This window comes from Streptomyces millisiae, assembly GCF_031845425.1.
GTDB classification, from domain to species: Bacteria; Actinomycetota; Actinomycetes; order Streptomycetales; family Streptomycetaceae; genus Streptomyces; species Streptomyces millisiae.
Genome location: NZ_JAVREM010000003.1, coordinates 380,411 through 396,066, shown reverse-complemented (window position 1 = coordinate 396,066; position 15,656 = coordinate 380,411). Strand labels below are relative to the sequence as shown.

Annotated in this window: 14 protein-coding genes and 1 tRNA gene; 5 read left to right on the top strand and 10 right to left on the bottom strand. The window is 71.0% G+C overall.

The genetic code is table 11. From position 1 onward, the window contains the following. Window positions 1–122: 122 nt before the first annotated feature. A complete protein-coding gene (locus RNC47_RS05845; protein ID WP_311596085.1) occupies window positions 123–1,109 on the bottom strand; it encodes an acetylxylan esterase in 987 nt (328 codons plus the stop codon). A gap of 128 nt (window positions 1,110–1,237) precedes the next feature. On the opposite strand from RNC47_RS05845, the gene RNC47_RS05840 reads away from it, so the two are divergent. The 4 genes from RNC47_RS05840 (at window position 1,238) to RNC47_RS05820 (ending at window position 5,612) form a co-directional block, all read left to right on the top strand. Beyond that, complete coding sequence (locus tag RNC47_RS05840) at window positions 1,238–2,668, top strand: lipase maturation factor family protein (RefSeq protein WP_311596083.1); 1,431 nt, start codon at window positions 1,238–1,240, stop codon at window positions 2,666–2,668. 73 nt (window positions 2,669–2,741) lie between these two features. After that, window positions 2,742–2,815: transfer RNA gene (locus RNC47_RS05835), tRNA-Pro, on the top strand. Window positions 2,816–4,033: 1,218 nt separating this feature from the next. Beyond that, complete coding sequence (locus RNC47_RS05825) at window positions 4,034–4,936, top strand: helix-turn-helix domain-containing protein (RefSeq protein ID WP_311596080.1); 903 nt, start codon at window positions 4,034–4,036, stop codon at window positions 4,934–4,936. A gap of 202 nt (window positions 4,937–5,138) precedes the next feature. After that, a complete protein-coding gene (locus RNC47_RS05820) occupies window positions 5,139–5,612 on the top strand; it encodes an aldo/keto reductase (protein WP_311596114.1) in 474 nt (157 codons plus the stop codon). Between the two features lie 145 nt (window positions 5,613–5,757). On the opposite strand, the gene RNC47_RS05815 is transcribed toward RNC47_RS05820, so the two are convergent. From RNC47_RS05815 to RNC47_RS05800, 4 genes are all read right to left on the bottom strand, one after another. Continuing rightward, on the bottom strand, window positions 5,758–6,450 hold the full coding sequence (locus RNC47_RS05815) for an NADPH-dependent F420 reductase (RefSeq protein ID WP_311596079.1): 693 nt from the start codon (window positions 6,448–6,450) through the stop codon (window positions 5,758–5,760). 53 nt (window positions 6,451–6,503) lie between these two features. Beyond that, window positions 6,504–6,905, bottom strand: coding sequence for a VOC family protein (locus RNC47_RS05810; RefSeq protein ID WP_311596078.1), 402 nt, complete (start codon window positions 6,903–6,905; stop codon window positions 6,504–6,506). A 65-nt stretch (window positions 6,906–6,970) separates the two neighbouring features. Continuing rightward, a complete protein-coding gene (locus RNC47_RS05805) occupies window positions 6,971–8,176 on the bottom strand; it encodes an MFS transporter (RefSeq protein ID WP_311596076.1) in 1,206 nt (401 codons plus the stop codon). Between the two features lie 398 nt (window positions 8,177–8,574). Further along, window positions 8,575–9,141, bottom strand: coding sequence for a TetR/AcrR family transcriptional regulator (locus tag RNC47_RS05800; protein ID WP_311596074.1), 567 nt, complete (start codon window positions 9,139–9,141; stop codon window positions 8,575–8,577). A 101-nt stretch (window positions 9,142–9,242) separates the two neighbouring features. On the opposite strand from RNC47_RS05800, the gene RNC47_RS05795 reads away from it, so the two are divergent. Further along, window positions 9,243–10,139, top strand: coding sequence for an alpha/beta fold hydrolase (locus RNC47_RS05795; RefSeq protein ID WP_311596072.1), 897 nt, complete (start codon window positions 9,243–9,245; stop codon window positions 10,137–10,139). Window positions 10,140–10,526: 387 nt separating this feature from the next. On the opposite strand, the gene RNC47_RS05790 is transcribed toward RNC47_RS05795, so the two are convergent. The 5 genes from RNC47_RS05790 to RNC47_RS05770 form a co-directional block, all read right to left on the bottom strand. Beyond that, complete coding sequence (locus RNC47_RS05790; RefSeq protein WP_311596071.1) at window positions 10,527–12,212, bottom strand: DUF885 domain-containing protein; 1,686 nt, start codon at window positions 12,210–12,212, stop codon at window positions 10,527–10,529. 291 nt (window positions 12,213–12,503) lie between these two features. Further along, window positions 12,504–12,839: a DUF2255 family protein gene (locus tag RNC47_RS05785; protein WP_311596070.1), complete on the bottom strand. Its 336-nt coding sequence runs from the start codon at window positions 12,837–12,839 to the stop codon at window positions 12,504–12,506. After that, window positions 12,836–13,693, bottom strand: coding sequence for an aldo/keto reductase (locus tag RNC47_RS05780; RefSeq protein ID WP_311596068.1), 858 nt, complete (start codon window positions 13,691–13,693; stop codon window positions 12,836–12,838). Before RNC47_RS05780 ends, RNC47_RS05785 begins: the two co-directional genes overlap by 4 nt. A 52-nt stretch (window positions 13,694–13,745) precedes the next feature. Then, window positions 13,746–14,639 (bottom strand): helix-turn-helix transcriptional regulator, encoded by an 894-nt coding sequence (locus RNC47_RS05775; RefSeq protein WP_311596066.1) that lies wholly within the window; start codon window positions 14,637–14,639, stop codon window positions 13,746–13,748. Window positions 14,640–14,659: 20 nt separating this feature from the next. Beyond that, window positions 14,660–15,475: an SDR family NAD(P)-dependent oxidoreductase gene (locus RNC47_RS05770; RefSeq protein WP_311596064.1), complete on the bottom strand. Its 816-nt coding sequence runs from the start codon at window positions 15,473–15,475 to the stop codon at window positions 14,660–14,662. Between the last annotated feature and the right edge of the window lie 181 nt (window positions 15,476–15,656).

Sequence of the window (15,656 nt, the reverse complement as noted above, 5' to 3'; positions counted from 1 at the left end):
GCCGGGCATTACGGTGGGACACGAAGACCTCCGCGCGGTGAAGACTCGACACCTCCACCACACCGGAGGTCTTCGCCACGATCAAGACCGGCCAGTGTCAACAACGCTCGTGATCAATACACCTAGCCGGCCAGCGACTGGCCCGGCAGGCCGCGCTCGGCGAGGAAGCGCAGCTGTTCGCGGGCCTGGGAGGCGCGGCCGCCGGCGTGGTCGCCGAACTCCCAGACGCTGATCTCCTTCGCACCGGCGTAGCGGTTGTAGGCGGCGTAGACGGTGGAGGGCGGGCAGACCGGGTCCATCAGCCCGACGCTGAAGAGCGCGGGCGCGGTGGCCCGGGCGGCGAAGTGCTGGCCGTCGAAGTAGTTGAGGGTACGGAAGGCGTTGTCGACCTGTTCACGCTGGTGGATGCCGAGGTAGTGCACCAACTCCGGGTAGGGGCCGGCCGAGGCGATGTCCGCGGCCCGCCGGTAGTGGCACAGGAACGGCACGTCGATCAGCGCGCCGGCCACCGCGTCGCCGACCAGGCCGGCCGTCGCCAGCGCGAGGCCGCCGCCCTGGCTGCCGCCGGCCACGATGACCCGCCGCGGATCGACGGCCGGGTGCTCGACGATCGCGTCCACGGCGCGCACGCAGTCCGTCATCAGCCGCCGGTAGTAGTACTGGTCGGGGCTGGCTATGCCGCGGGTCATGAAGCCGCCGACGAACTGCGGCGTGGGCACCGCGTCCGGGTCGGGGGTCTCGTGTCCCTGGCCCCGGGTGTCGACGACGAGCTGCGCGTAACCGGCGGCGCTCCACAGCAGGTGCTCGTGGTGCAGGCCACGCCCGCCGGAGTAGCCGATGTAGCTGACGACCGTGGGCAGCGGGCCCCGGGCGCCCCTGGGCAGCAGCAACCAGGCGGCGATCGGCTGGGCGCCCCAGCCGGGGAACCTGGCGTCGAAGACCTCCACCGTCGCCAACGGCGAGTCCACCGGCCGGTACTCGGCCGGCGCGCCGTCGGCGGCGCGGGCCTCGGCCAGCGTCCCGGCCCAGAAGTCGTCGAAGTCCGCCGGCTCGGGGACCGCGGGTCTGTACTCCCGCAGCTCCTCGATCGACATGTCGGTAAGCGGCATGCTGTGTGCCTCTCCTCGTAGGTGCCGCGGAGAAGCTACGTCGGGCCACGCTCCAGGTCAACGCCCCTTTTTCGAGCGATCGACGCTGCGGACGGGCTGGACCCGCCCCTCGGTGGTACCCATGGACCATGGACTGGATCGCCGCCCCCGACTACTGGCTGAGCCGCCTCGTGGTCCAGCGCGGTCTCGCCCTGATCTACCTGCTCGCCTTCCTCTCGGCGATCCGGGAGTTCCCGGTGCTGGCCGGCGAGCGCGGCCTCACGCCGGCTCCCCGCTTCCTGCGGGCGGTGCCGTTCCGCCACGCGCCCAGCCTCTTCCGGCTCCGCTACTCCGACCGCCTGCTCCTGGCCACCGCCTGGCTCGGCGCCGCGCTCTCCGCCGCGCTGCTGGCGGGCCTCGGCGACCTCGTGCCGCTGTGGGCCTCGATGGCGCTGTGGGCGGTGCCCTGGCTGCTCTACCTCTCCATCGTGAACATCGGCCAGGTCTGGTACGCCTTCGGCTGGGAGTCGCTGCTGCTGGAGGCCGGCTTCCTGGCGATCTTCCTCGGCAACGACGACAGCGCGCCGCCGACCGCCGGCCGCTACCTGCTGATCTGGCTGGTCTTCCGCCTGGAACTGGGCGCCGGCCTGATCAAGTGGCGCGGCGACCCCTGCTGGCGTCAGCTGACCTGCCTGTACCACCACCACGAGACCCAGCCCATGCCGGGACCGCTCAGCTGGTACTTCCACCACCTGCCCCGCCCCCTGCACCGGGTGGAGGCCGCGGCCAACCACGTCGCCCAGCTGCTGGTGCCGTTCTGTCTCTTCCTCCCGCAACCGGCGGCCAGTTGGGCGGCCGCGGTGGTGATCGTCACCCAGCTGTGGCTGGTCGCCTCCGGAAACTTCGCCTGGCTCAACTGGCTCACCATGATCCTCGCCGTGGCCGCCGTCGACGGCGCCCTGGCCGCCCGCTGGCTCCCCTTCCTCCCCGACCCGCCACCCCACCAGCCCGACCCCCCGGTCTGGTTCACGGCCGTCCTCTGGACGGTGGTGGCGCTGGTCGCCGTGCTCAGCCTCCGCCCGGCCCGCAACCTGCTCTCCCCCGCCCAGCAGATGAACCGCAGCTACGACAGCCTGCACCTGGTCAACACCTACGGCGCCTTCGGCAGCGTCACCCGGGTGCGGCACGAGGTGGTGCTGGAGGGCACCGCGGACCACGAACTCTCCGCGGACACCCGCTGGCTCCCCTACGAGTTCCACGGCAAACCGGGCGACGTGCGCCGCCTCCCGCGCCAGTTCGCCCCCTTCCACCTGCGCCTCGACTGGCTGATGTGGTTCGAGGCCCTCCGCCCCTACTCCCCCAGCCCCTGGCTGCGCTCCCTCACCCACCGCCTGCTCACCGACGACCGCCGCACCCTCCGCCTGCTGCGCGTCAACCCCTTCCCCGACACCCCACCCACCCACGTCCGCGCCCGCCTCTACCGCTACCGCTTCACCACCCGCCACGAACGCCACACCACCCACGCCTGGTGGCACCGCACCCCGCTCGGCGACCACCTCCCCCCACAGCCACGACCGTGAGCGAGCACCACCCAAAGTGCGGTATGGTTCTCGTGCACGGTGATCAGCGAAAACCTCAAGATCACACGGGCACCGGGACGTGGCGCAGCTTGGTAGCGCACTTGACTGGGGGTCAAGGGGTCGTGGGTTCAAATCCCGCCGTCCCGACACGGTGCGAGGCCCGCGGGCCGGGAGTCTTCTCCCAGGTCAGCGGGTCTTTTCGCGTACCGCATGGCTTTCACCGAACCACACGCGGGTGACGGCGGGCCCTCTCCCCTGGGAAGGGGATGCCGCCGATCCGCTCCCGACGCGGACTCCGACGGCCCAGACCGGCAAAGCTCCACACCGACAAGGGATTACGACCACGACCACCTGCGACGATGGTTACGTGGACGCGGCATCCGGCGTCGCATCACCCGCGAGAGCATCGAGTCCTCGACCCGGCTGGGCCGCCACCGCTGCACCATGGAACGCACCATGTCCTGGCTCGCCGGATGGTGAAAGCGCATTGCGTGCCAATGACTTAGCCCTCCGCGCCAACCCGTCGCCGGTCGCTCGCGCTCCGCTCACCGCCCAGCGACTTCCGGCAGCGGCCGTAGCGTTTGGTCAGGCATGAGGCTGCTCCTGGTCGGAGTGGCGCGCAGGCGGGACTGGACCCGGTTGTACGTCGCCCCGCCGGCGGTCCAGGAGGAACGCGGCCGCGGAGACAGGTGAAGCACCCAGCCAAAACGGCCCACGGCATTTCACGCAAGAACCCTTGACCGTCGCCGGCGGGGCCGCGGATGACGTCGTCGCCGACGAGGGCGGGCGTGAAGTCGGCGTGGAGGTTGTCGCGCAGGAAGGTGTGAGGCAGGCCGCTGGCGCGGAGGTGCTGTTCGGTGTGCCAGTGATCTCGGGCCAGGGTGAAGGTGGCGTCGGGTGCGGCGCCGTGGAAGGAGATGTACACCAGGTGTGCGACGCCGGCTTCGGCCGCGGCGTCGATGAAGGTGCGGTGCTGCTAATAGGCGGTCGGTGCTGCGCAGGGCGTGTAGGAGGGCATCGTGGTCGCCGTAGTCACCGGGTACGGCAGTGGCGCCGGGCAGCTGGGGTGCGCGGGCCGGCGGCTGTCCAGGCCGGTGCGGACAGCCGCCAACCGTTGTGCGGGGTTGGTGTCAGTCGTCGGCTGAGTGGCGGAGGCCGTCGTCCAGGGCGATGGGGCCGGGCACTGGGCTGTCTGTCCTCCACTATCTGTTGGTGGCCCCGCCACCAAGCACGGCGTCCTGGTCAGAGACCTACGATTTCAGGGCGCCGCCCGGTGGGGATGGTCTCGAATGGCGGCAGTGACGGGTGGTCCGGAGGTCTGCCAGTGCCTGCCACGTGCGGCCCGGCGGCCGTAGCGTTGATGGCATGGACCACCAGGCAGAGCTCCGCGGATTCCTCACCACGCGCCGTGCCCGGATCTCCCCGGAGGAGGCGGGCATGACCCCGTTCCCGGGGATCCGCCGTGTGCCCGGCATGCGCCGCGAGGAGGTCGCCTACCTCGCCGGGATCAGCGTCGACTACTACACTCGGCTGGAGCGCGGCCGCGTCGCGGGCATCTCCGACGAGGTCCTCGACGCCGTCTCCCGGGCGCTGCGGCTCGACAACGTCGAGCACGACCACCTGTTCGCCCTGGTGCGTGCCCTTCGCCCCGCCGATGCGCGCACGGCGCGGCCGACGCGACGGGCGGTGACTGAGCCCGACGTCCTCCTGCAGCGCGTGCTCGACGCGATCGACGCTCCTGCCGCCGTCCAGAACGCGCGGCTGGACATCGTCGCCGCGAATCGCCTTGGCTGGGCCCTGTACCCGCACGCCGAACAGTGGCTCGCACGCGGCGAGGGCAAGCCGTTCAACCACTTGCGTTTCCAACTGCTGGACCCGCGCGCGCAGGACTTCTACCAGGACTGGGAACTGGCCGTTCGCAACAGCGTCGCCGTGCTGCGCGAGGCCGCCGGCCGCGACCGCGCCGACGAGGAGCTCTTCGCGCTCATCGGCGAGCTGTCGGCCAAGAGCAAGCTCTTTCGCACCCTGTGGGCATCCCACGACGTGCTCCGCTATCGGCGCGGCCCGAAGCGCTACCGCCACCCGCTGGTCGGCGAGCTGGTCTTCGAATCCCAGACATTCGCGGTCGGGGGCGCCGAAGAGCTCAGCCTGGTCGTGTACACCGTCGAGCCGGGCTCCCCCACCGCCGACGCCCTGGAGATCCTCGGCACCTGGCTGGCCGAGCACGGCAGCGCCGAGACGCCGTCCGCGGCACCGCGCGGCGACTGACGCCCCGCGCCGCGCCGGAGCCGGGCGCGAGGAGTCCCTGACTGGACGTCGGCGGGGCGGGCCGCCGAAACCGCCCACGCGCCGAAGAGCCCGGTGCGTGCCCGTCCGCGCTGCCCGGAGACGCACGATCCATTGACGACGCCGGCCATCCTGGGCCTGGGGCGACAGCGGGGAGGCCGGCGACGGCTCCTTCGGCAGCCGTCTGACCGAGTCGGGCCTGCGGGAGGTCGCCGAGAGCGCCATGGCCGATGGGATGACGCTGTGGGACACCGCCACGGTGTACGGCATGGGCCGCTCCGGTTCTCTCGAGAACGCTCCGCGGCTTCGACCGGGGCTCGTACCAGCTGTCGACGAAGTTCACCCCGCAGATCGCCGGGACGGCGACGACCCGGTCGCCGACGCGCTCGAGCGGAGCCTGACCAACCTGGGCACCCACCATGTCGACCGGCACTGGATCCACAACCCCGCCGACGTCGAGCGGTGGACACCGAGTCTGATCCCGCTGCTGGAGTCCGGAAAGGTCCGGCACGTCGGCGACTCCCACCACGACCTGGTGTCGGCGTACCGAGAAAGGTGCTCAGGCATGTACAGACGAACGTGCTCAATCGTGGGACCGCGAGGACACACCTGCGGCCGTGGGGTGTCCGCCAGCGTCCATGACTCGACGGCGATCTGAACCTGGAGCACGCGGGCGTAGGCTCTCAGGGATGCGGATAGGCGAGTTGTCCCGTCGGCGGCGAAACGCCGGGCGACCGCCCGGCCGATGCCGGCATCGGTCAGCTAGGCCGCCTTCCGTCGAGTCACGTGCTCATCGTTCTTCGTCACTTCGCGGGCCGGACGAGGGCGATGTTGGTGTCGAAGTCGCCGAAGTGGACCTGCAGCGTGAACAGCAGCCGGGAGTACATCTCGGTGGCGCGTGCGGTGGTGATGTCGCCGAGGTCGATGACGACGTCGGCGGGCCACCCGAACTCGCCGAGCAGCTGGGTTACGGCCTTCTTGGCGTCGGCGTCGTCCCCGGAGACGAATAGGTTGTGCCTGCCGGGCAGACGGGCGGGGTCGAGCATGGTTTCGTACTGCACGGTGTTCAGCGTCTTCACGACGCGCGCGTCCGGGAACGCGCGCTGGATCTGCTCGCCGAGGCTGTCGTCGTTGGCGACGCTCAGCCGGGGCGGCCAGCCCGCGGACAGGTCCAGCGGCAGCGACAGGTCCAGCAGGACCTTGCCGGCCAGGTTCTCCGCGCCGACCAGTTCCAGGGCGGCGATCGCGTGCGCGCCGGCGGTCGCGTTGATCACGACCTCTCCGTGGGCGCCGGCCTCGGCCATGGTGACCAGGCGGGCGTCGGGGTTGTCGGCGAACCAGGTCGACAGCGGCGGGGTGCCCAAGTGGTCCGGCTCGGTGCGGGCCAGGGTCGCCTGCGGGTCGCGGGTGCCGAGGACGACGTCGTGGCCGAGGCCGGTCAGCCTCGTGACGAACGCGCGGCCGACCATGCCGGTGCCGATGACTGCGATCTTCATGATGATTGTCCTTGCTGGTGATGCGTCGGTGGTGGGGTTCGTGCGGGCACTCGTCAGGCGACGAACTCGATCAGCCGGTAGCCAATCCCGTTGGGGTCGGCGATCCGGAAGGCACGCTCGTAGGCCACGGCCTGGGAGGGCTCGGCGATGTCCAGGGCCAAGGTGTGGATGGGCTCGACGATGTCCATGGTGTCCTTCAGGCGGGCCCAGTGCTCGTCGACACCGGTGACGAGGAAGCCGATCTGGAGGCTCTCGAAGTCGGGCGGCGTTGCTCCGGCAGCGAGCTGCCGGACGATGATCCGCAGGGCGTGGTCCGGGTGCGCGAGGGCGGTGAAGCCCCGGCCGGCGGCCTCGCCGGCGGTGGCGACCGTGAAGCCGAGGTGCTTGATGAGGAAGTCGCGGGAGGCGTCGGGGTCGCGGACGTCGAGGACGACGGCGGGCGAATCGAGATGCATGGGGGTGCTCCGTTCACAGGGGGTGGGATGGCAGAGGTTCAAGGGGCGGGGTGGCAGCGCAGTGGTCATTCTGCGAGGGCGCGGGTGCGCTGGACGGCCCACAGGGCGAGGCCGGCGAGGAGGATGGCCGCGCCGGCGGCCATCAGGCCGAGCCAGCCGGCCCGGGCCCAGATCAGCCCGGCCAGGGCCGAGCCGATCGCGCCGGCGACGAAGTTCCCGACGACGTACACGGTGTTCATGCGGCTGCGGGCGGTGGGGTCGATGGCCATCATCCGGGTCTGCGCGAGCACCAGCGCCGCCTGCAGCCCGATCGAGAACAGCACGATCGCGACCACGACCGCCACGATCGAGGCCTGGCCGAGCCCGGCCACGACCAGGGAGACCAGCGCCAGGAGCATCGCGCCGCCGAGGGCCTGCACCGACAGGCCTCGGTCGTAGAGGCGACCGGCTCCCTGCGCCGCGCCGGCCCCGGCGACACCGACCAGGCTGATCAGCCCGATCGTCCCCGTCGAGTACGAGTACGGCTCGTCGGACAGCAGCAGCGTCAGCCCGGTCCAGAACAGGGTGAACACGCTCATCGGCAGCGCGCCCAGCAGGATCGTCACCTGCACACGCCCATCGCCCTTCACGGTCCGCAGGACCGAGAGGAGCAGCTGCCCGTAGGGCATTCCCTTCCTGGCTTCCAGCTGTGGGAGGCGGCGCGACAGGATCACAGCGAGGACGAGCATCAGCGCCGAGGCGGCGACGAACACCGCGCGCCAACCCAGCACGTCCGCGACCAGCCCGCCGAGCGTGCGGGACAGCAGAATGCCGAGCATCAGCCCGGAGGCCACGGTGCCCAGCACCCGTCCGCGCTGGACGTCCGTGGCGAGGTCGCCAGCCATGGGCGTGAGGATCTGCCCGGCCACCGACGTCGCGCCGACCAGGGCGATCACGCCCAGCAGCACCAGGAACGACGGGGCCGCCGCGCTCGCGCCAAGGGCGACGGCCGCACCCAGCATGATCAGCGGCACCACGCGCCTGCGGTCCACCGCGTCACCCAACGGCACCATCAGGAACACACCGACCGCGTAGCCGATCTGCGTCAGCGTGATCACGAACCCGGCGTCGCCCGACGCGACGCCGAGGTCACCGGCGATCGGAGCGAGCAGGGGCTGCGCCCAGTACATGTTGCCCACCGACGCGCCCGCCGCGATCGCGAACAGCAGCGTCAGCCCGCGGGACATGCCCCGCGGGCGCGCCGGTGAAACTCGTTGGTCCTGGACCGTCATGGCAGCTCTCTCGTCGACTCCGCCGACCAGACGGACGACGCCCGGGCGGCCGGCCCTTCCCGGGGCCCGCGTCCATGCAACGGCATCCGCCGGAGGCCAACCAGATCCGCTTCCTCCCAGGGTCCGGCAGACCCCCTCACGCGCCGACCGCACGCCGGACCAGGGGCATCAGAGACGGACGAGGAACATCGGCGGACACGAGACACGACCCCGCTCATCGCTGAGCACGCCGCGGTAGGGGGCCACGGCCGGGCCGTCGTAGCGGCGCGCGTCGAGATCGATGTTCTATGCCACACCCCATAAGTTACCGACAGGTAGCCCACGCGATGGGGCGTCCCGGCATTGGACAGAGACAGGAGCCCGGCCCTCTTGCGCGACCCGCGGGGCTCGCCCCTGGCTCAGCGGCGCAGGCCGTGGAGCATCACGCTCAGGTAGCGGCGACCGGACGCGAGCCGGGTCTCCTGGCCGTCTGCGTGGACGGTGGCGGCGTAGGCGGCCCCGCACATGAGTGGCCGCAGGTCGTCCCAGGTGACGACGGTGCGCACGGTTCCCGCCGCGTGAGCGCGGTCGAGCAGTTCACCCGCGAGGGAGTCCAGGGTGGTGGCGAGTTCCGTGGTGCGGGGCAGGACGTGGTGCGGCGCGGCGCGCACGATGGAGATGGCGGGGTCGGTCAGTTGCGCCTCCAGGGTGGTGTCGAGGAAGTCCGCCAGGGCCTGCCAGGGCTCGTCCTCGGTCAGCGCCCGCTCGGCGCGGGCGACCAGCGCTTCGAGGCCGGGGGTCGCCAGGGTCTCCATCAGGGCCTCGGGGGTCGGGAAGTGCCGGTAGACGGTGGCCACCCCCACCTCGGCGAGCCGGGCAACGTCGTTGAGCTGCAGCGGAGCGCCGTCGTTCACGAGCTGGCGCCCCACGTCGACGATGCGCTGCCGGTTGCGGGCAGCGTCCTTGCGCATCGGTGCGGGGGACATGCCGACAAGCATAACCGGATAGGGCATCCGGATATGCTACGGTCAATGGGATACGTTATCCGTTTCCGTGTGGCGTCCCCACGCCACGAGGAGAACCAACCATGCCGTTCACCGTCACCGACGTCCCGGTCCTGCCCGCGGGGTTCACCGACACGTTCACCAGCCACACCGTCGACCACGGCGGGCTGACCCTGCACGCCGTCACCGGCGGCGACGGGCCCCCGCTGCTGCTCCTGCCCGCCTGGCCCCAGTTCTGGTACAACTGGCGCCTGGTGATGCCCGCCCTCGCCGACCACTTCACCGTCGTCGCCGCCGACGTCCGCGGCACCGGCGCCAGCGACAAGCCCGCCACCGGCTACGACGCCGCCACCCTCGCCGACGACATGGCCGCCCTGATGACCGGCCTCGGCCACGACCGCTTCGCCGTCGCCGGCTACGACCTCGGCATGATGGTCGGCTACGGCCTCGCCGCGGCCCACCGCGACCGCGTCACCCGCCTCGCGGTCGGCGAGGCGATCCTGCCCGGCCTCTCCCCGTCCCCGCCGCTGATGTCGGACGCGGCGACCAACGAGTTGCTGTGGCACTTCGCCTTCAACCGCCTGCCGGACATCAACGAACGCATGGTCGCCGGCCGCGAGGAGATCTACATCGGCTACCAGTTCGCCTCCAAGGCAGCCGCCCCCGACGCGATCCCACAGCAGGCCGTGGACCTCTACGTCGACGCGCTGCGCGACCCGGCCGCCCTGCGCGCCAACTTCGAGTTCTACCGCCGCCTCGACGAAACCGCCGAGCAGGTCCAGCGCTGGAGCACGGAGGGACCGCTGACCATCCCGGTGCTGGCGATCGGCGGCGAGCACAGCACCGGCACCGCCCCGGCGGAGGACATGCGCAAGGTCGCCACCGACGTCACCGGACTGGTCATCCCAGGCTCCGGCCACTTCCTGGCCGAAGAGGCCCCGCAAGCCCTGACCAAGGCACTGCTGGACTTCCTCCTCTGACCGGGCAGGGCGGCAGCCGACCCGGGAGACACCACCGCGGTGGCGGAACAGCACCGGCATCGCGGTCGGCCAGCTAGGTCGTTTCGAGATCCGGACGAGAGGACTTAGGACCAGATGAAGGGGCCCACGTCTGGTTGTGGCCGCCGTTGCAGTTCAGGGGTTAGACGTTCCCGGCCCCGTTGGAGGCCAGGCAGCGCCACGTCGCCGAGTTCATCGAGCGAACCGGCCATCGTTCGCCGCCGCCGAGCCCGGCATCACCCCCGGAGCAGCGCGCCGCACGCCAGCGCGCCCCTGGCCAGACGCTTACGGGTACGGGCGAATCTGCTTCCCACGGTCACTCCTCGCTCAGTCAAGCCCCCGGACACCGCGGGATCAGTCAACGCATCGTCACAGCGCGGCGAGTTCGTCCGCCAGATCGTCCAGGCCCAGCGAGCCGAGCGATAGCGCCGCCATGTGCCACGCCTTCAGGTCGAAGCCGGCGCCACCCGCTGTACGCGCCGCCTCGCGGCCAGCCAGCCAGGCGCGCTCGCCCAGCTTGTAGCTGATGGCCTGCCCCGGCTGGCCCAGGTAGCGGGTCAGCTCCGAGCGCGTGTACTCCGGGTCCGTCCCGGTGTGGGTCATGAGGAACTCGGCGGCCAGCTGAGGCGTCCACACCTCGCCGGGGTGGTAGCTCTCACCGGCCGGGACATTCAGCCCCAGATGCATGCCGATGTCGATGATCACCCGCACCGCGCGCAGCATCTGGGCCGACAGATAGCCGAGCCGGTGCGCCGGGTCCGTCAGATACCCCAACTCGTCCATCAGCCGCTCGGCGTACAGCGCCCAGCCCTCGGTCGCGGCGCTCACCGAGCCCACGCTCACCTGGAAACGTGAGAGCCGTTCCTGCACCAGCACCCACTGCGCCAGCTGGAGATGGTGCCCGGGGACACCCTCGTGGTACCAGGTGGAGACCAGGTTCCACACCGGGAACCGGGTCTCGCCCAGCGTCGGCAGCCAGGTGCGGCCCGGGCGCGCGAAGTCCAGCGAGGGGCCGGTGTAGTACGGGCCCGCCGCGCTGCCGGGCGGAGCGATCCTGGCCTCCACCCGCTTGATCGGATCCGCCAGATCGAAGTGCGTACCGTCCAGATCGCTGATCGCCCGCTCCATCAGCTCCTGGAGCCAGACCCGGATCTCCTCCTCGCCGTCGATCGCCTGGCCCTTCTTCACCAGGTGCTGCATCGCGGCGAACGTCGACTCGCCCGGCAGGATCTCCGCCGCGACCGCGCGCATCTCGCGCTCCAGCCGGTGGAACTCCTCCCAGCCGTAGGCGTACGCGTCCTCCAGATCCAGGTCCGAGCCGGTCCAGTGGCGCGCCGACAGCAGATAGCGCTCACGGCCTACCGCGTCCGGGGTACCGGCGACGGCGGGCAGGTAACCCTCGCTCAGATAGGCGCGTAGCTCCGCCAGACCGGCGGTCGCCGCGTCGGCCGAGGCGGCCAGCTCGGCGCGCTGCGCCTCGGGGCCGCCGGCCACGAAGGTGCGGTACCAGTCGGACTCCAGCCAGGCGTCCATCTGCTCGACGACGGTCTCCACCTGACGCGGGGCGGCGTTCAGGCCGCGTGCCGCGCCGGCCCGCAGCGAATCGGCGTAACCGCGCAGCGCGGCGGGGACGTTACGGAGCCGGCGGCCGACCACCGCCCAGTCCTCGTCGGTGGCGGTGGGCATCAGCAGAAAGGCGAAACGCTGCTGATGCACCGGGGAGAACTGGTTGTCGACCTGCCGCAGATTCTCCCCCGCCGCCTCCAGGGCGAGCGAGGCGCCGAGCCGTTCGCGCAGCAGCCGGGCCGCGCGCCGCTCGTCCACGTCGCCGGGGTCGCCCACCGCGTCCAGCCGGGCGAGGGTGGCGCGTTCGACGGCGGCGAGGGCGGCGTGGCCGTCTGGGGAGTAGTCGGGAAAACCGTCCGCACCGGGGTTGACACCGAACAGGGTGCCGATCACGGGGTTGAGCTCGACGAGCTGGTCGACGTAGGCGTCGGCGATCCGGCGCGGGGTGCCGGAGAGCGGAGTAGAGGGGGAGGCGGCAGAACGCTGCATCGTGCCATCCTCTTCGACATGCGGGACAAAGGGAAGGAACTCCCGTTCGATTAAGGGGTCGCCCCGGCCGCAACCGTACGGTGGTGGCCGTGCCGGCGCCGTTGGGCCCCGCCACGGGTAGGTCTTGCTCCCCCGGTTCGGGAGCGACAGCGACAGCGACGCGGGACGGTCTGGGGCGACGAGGGCGCCCGGTACTGGCTGATCCGCCTCGGTGTCTTGCCCCTGTTCCTTGACTCGCGGCGACGACGGGCTGGTCTCTGTCCATGATGGGCCGCGGCGATGCCCCGAGCGCTATCTCGGGTCGACGCGCACGGTGACGGCGCGGGTCCGCTCGGAGAGCATCGGCGGCAGGTAGGGGCTGTCGGCGTACTTGTCGGAATAGGCCTGGTCGATGCGCTCGTTGATCTCGCCTTCGACGGGAGTGAAGGACACGTCGAGGTCGAGGCCGCCGGCGCGGACGCGCCCCGCGCCCCGCTTCATGGCTGCCCGGTGCCATCGGGAGGCGGTGCCGTGGTAGGCGCGGACGTAGACGTCTCCGTTGACGACGACGGACCAGATCCAGGTAGGCGTGCCCGGCGTGGTGCCGTCGTCGCGGTACGGGGAGATGTGGTGCTCGTCGCCGGTCATTTGCCGCTGTAGACGGGGAAGACGCTGTGCTCGCCGTAGTCCTGGGCGCGCAGAGCGAGCAGCGCGGCCATGTCCGTCTCGGAGATCTCGAAGTCGAGATCGGCATTGGAGCGCATGTGCTCGGGGTTGGCGGTCTTCGGCAGCGACACGGTGCCCAGTTGCAGGGTGTAGCGGATGCACAGCTGAGGCACGGTCACTCCGTACTTCTCGGCCATCGCCTGGACGTCGGGGTTCTCCAGGATCGCGCCGTGCGCGATGGGTGAGTACGCCTCGACGAGGATGCCCTTGCCCTCGCAGTAGGCCAGGAGGTCGGAGGGCGTGTTGCCCGCGTGCACGAGCAGTTGGTTCACGTGCGGGACGACGGTCGCGGTCGACAGGATGTTCTCCAGGTCGTGCTGCTGGAAGTTCGAGACCCCGATCGCGCGGATCTTGCCCGCCTTGTGCGCGTCCTCCAGTGCCCGCCAGGCCTGGCGGTTGCCCTCGGAGTAGTCGCCGCCGCGGAAGTCGTCCCAGGGCTGCGGCGAGTGGATCAGCATCAGGTCGAGTTGTTCGAGGCCCATCTCGGCGAGGGACCCGTCGATCGCGGCGACCGCGCCGTCGTAGTCCTTGGTCTCGGCCGCCAGCTTGGTCGACACGAACAGCTCGTCCCGGGGGACGCCTGCGGTGCGGACGCCCTCGCCGACGCCGCGCTCGTTGCCGTAGGCCTGCGCGGTGTCGATGTTGCGGTAGCCGATCTCCACGGCCGCATGGACCGCTTCAGCTGCCTTGTCGTCGTCGATGAACCAGGTGCCGAGTCCCAGCTTGGGGATCTCGACGCCGTTGGACAAGGTGTAGGTCTCGTTCAGGATCGTCATGGGGGTTCTCTTTCGCTCTTTCGTCAGGTCGTTGGAGCGGGCGGGGCGATGCTCATGTCCTGCGTTCCTGCTCGGTTTCGGTCTGCGCCGCTTCGTCCTCGCGGTGCGACGGGGCGGCCCAGCTGCCGAGCAGCCGTATGGCCTCGGCGGTGGGGGAGCCGGGCTCGACGGTGAAGACGAGCATGACGAGGCCCGGGTCGGCGGAGAGTTCGAACGATTCGTAGCCGAACTCGAGGTCGCCGACGTCGGGATGGGTCAGCAGCTTCGTCCCGGAGCGGTGGCGCAACACATCGTGGGAGGCCCACAGGGCGCTGAACTCCTCGCTCCGCGTCGTGAGGGTGCCGACGATCTCGATGAGCTCCCGGTCGTACGGATCCTGTGCCGATGCCGCGCGGAGCAGGGCGACGACGTCGTGCTTGGCGACGTCGAAGTCGCGGTGGAACCTCGGCGCGTCGGGGTCCAGGAACAGCCACGTCGCGTAGTTGTAGTGGTCCCGCGACCCGTCGGCCGGCAGCGAGTGGAGAGCCCGTCCGATCGCGTTGAACGCGAGGCGGTCCAGGCGGGCGTTCTGCACCAGGGCCGGAGCGTCGATGGAGTCGAGCACCTGCTGGATGCCGGGACGCACGTGGGTGCGGGTCGAGCCCTTCGTCCGCGGGGCGCGGCGCTGGGTGATCTTGACGAGGTCGAAGAGGTGCCTGCGCTCGTCCTCGTCGAGCTGCAGGGCGCGGGCGACGGCCTCGAGGACCTCGCGAGAGGCTCCGGAGATCCTGCCGCGCTCAAGGCGGGCGTAGTAGTCGGCGCTGACCCCGGCCAGGTGGGCGACCTCCTCTCGGCGCAGGCCAGGGACCCGGCGCGCCCCGCCGTAGCGGGGCACGCCGGCCTCCTCCGGGGAGAGCCTGGCTCGCCGGGAGGTAAGGAAGCTGCTGATCTCGGACCGGGAATCCATGTGCTGCGGGACTCGCTGGCTCAGTGGGTGGTGTATCCGCCGTCGACGGGCAGCGCGGTGCCGAGGACGAAGCTCGCGGCCGGGCTGCACAGCCACAGCACCGCGGCGGCGACCTCGTCGGCCTGGCCGAGGCGGCCGATCGGCTGCTGCTTCATGATCTCGGCCATCGCCTCGGCCTGGCCCTCGAGCATCCCGGCGACCATGGGCGTCTCGATGACGCCCGGGCACACGGCGTTGATGCGGATGCCGCGGGGCGCGTACTCGACCGCGGCGCTCCTGGTGAGGCCGATGACGCCGTGCTTGGAGGCGTGGTACGCGGCGCGCTCCGGAAGCCCGACGAGGCCGCCGAGCGAGGAGCAGTTCACGATCGCGCCGGAGCCCTGGGCGCGCATGTGCCGCAGCTCGTGCTTCTGCGCGGCCCACACGCCACGCAGGTTCACCGCGTTGACCTGGTCGAAGTTCTCGGCTGTCTCGTCGGCGGCGTCCGAGGGCGGGGCCTGCACGCCGGCGTTGTTGAAGGCCATGTCGAGCCGGCCGAAGGTCTCCACCGTGCGGTCGACGGCGGCGGCGACCTGCGCCTCGTCGGTGACGTCGCAGGCGATGCCGATGGCCCGATGACCGTCGTCGACGAGCGACTGCGCGGCCTGCTCGACGGCCTCGGCGCTGCGGTCCAGCAGCGCGACCGCCGCTCCGCTCTCGGCGAAGCCGCGGGCCGCGGCCAGGCCCATGCCGGAGGCGGCTCCGGTCACGAGGGCCACCTGACCGGCGAAGTCGTACGTCGGGTTGTTGTTCGTCATCGGGATGTTTCCCATCGTCTGCTGTTCTTCATCGCGCATGGCCCACCCCTACGCAACGGCGGGCTCACGCGTCTTCGACGCTATGGCGAACGCTCGGGTCGAACCAGGACCTGTTGGACCACGGTTCGTCCGGCCTCCTTGAGGATGCCCGCCCCGGGACCCGCGCCCGTTCAGGACTCGCCGAGCGAGGCGGCACCGAGCATGAGGGGCGCCTGCCGCG

What these genes read in the sequence shown, in the direction of transcription:
- RNC47_RS05810 (WP_311596078.1), bottom strand. Translation starts at nt 6,905, where the DNA reads ATGCATCTCGATTCGCCCGCCGTCGTCCTCGACGTCCGCGACCCCGAC.
- RNC47_RS05845 (WP_311596085.1), bottom strand. Translation starts at nt 1,109, where the DNA reads ATGCCGCTTACCGACATGTCGATCGAGGAGCTGCGGGAGTACAGACCC.
- RNC47_RS05775 (WP_311596066.1), bottom strand. Translation starts at nt 14,639, where the DNA reads ATGGATTCCCGGTCCGAGATCAGCAGCTTCCTTACCTCCCGGCGAGCC.
- RNC47_RS05795 (WP_311596072.1), top strand. Translation starts at nt 9,243, where the DNA reads ATGCCGTTCACCGTCACCGACGTCCCGGTCCTGCCCGCGGGGTTCACC.
- RNC47_RS05770 (WP_311596064.1), bottom strand. Translation starts at nt 15,475, where the DNA reads ATGCGCGATGAAGAACAGCAGACGATGGGAAACATCCCGATGACGAAC.
- RNC47_RS05805 (WP_311596076.1), bottom strand. Translation starts at nt 8,176, where the DNA reads ATGACGGTCCAGGACCAACGAGTTTCACCGGCGCGCCCGCGGGGCATG.
- RNC47_RS05785 (WP_311596070.1), bottom strand. Translation starts at nt 12,839, where the DNA reads ATGACCGGCGACGAGCACCACATCTCCCCGTACCGCGACGACGGCACC.
- RNC47_RS05840 (WP_311596083.1), top strand. Translation starts at nt 1,238, where the DNA reads ATGGACTGGATCGCCGCCCCCGACTACTGGCTGAGCCGCCTCGTGGTC.
- RNC47_RS05790 (WP_311596071.1), bottom strand. Translation starts at nt 12,212, where the DNA reads ATGCAGCGTTCTGCCGCCTCCCCCTCTACTCCGCTCTCCGGCACCCCG.
- RNC47_RS05800 (WP_311596074.1), bottom strand. Translation starts at nt 9,141, where the DNA reads ATGTCCCCCGCACCGATGCGCAAGGACGCTGCCCGCAACCGGCAGCGC.
- RNC47_RS05815 (WP_311596079.1), bottom strand. Translation starts at nt 6,450, where the DNA reads ATGAAGATCGCAGTCATCGGCACCGGCATGGTCGGCCGCGCGTTCGTC.
- RNC47_RS05825 (WP_311596080.1), top strand. Translation starts at nt 4,034, where the DNA reads ATGGACCACCAGGCAGAGCTCCGCGGATTCCTCACCACGCGCCGTGCC.
- RNC47_RS05780 (WP_311596068.1), bottom strand. Translation starts at nt 13,693, where the DNA reads ATGACGATCCTGAACGAGACCTACACCTTGTCCAACGGCGTCGAGATC.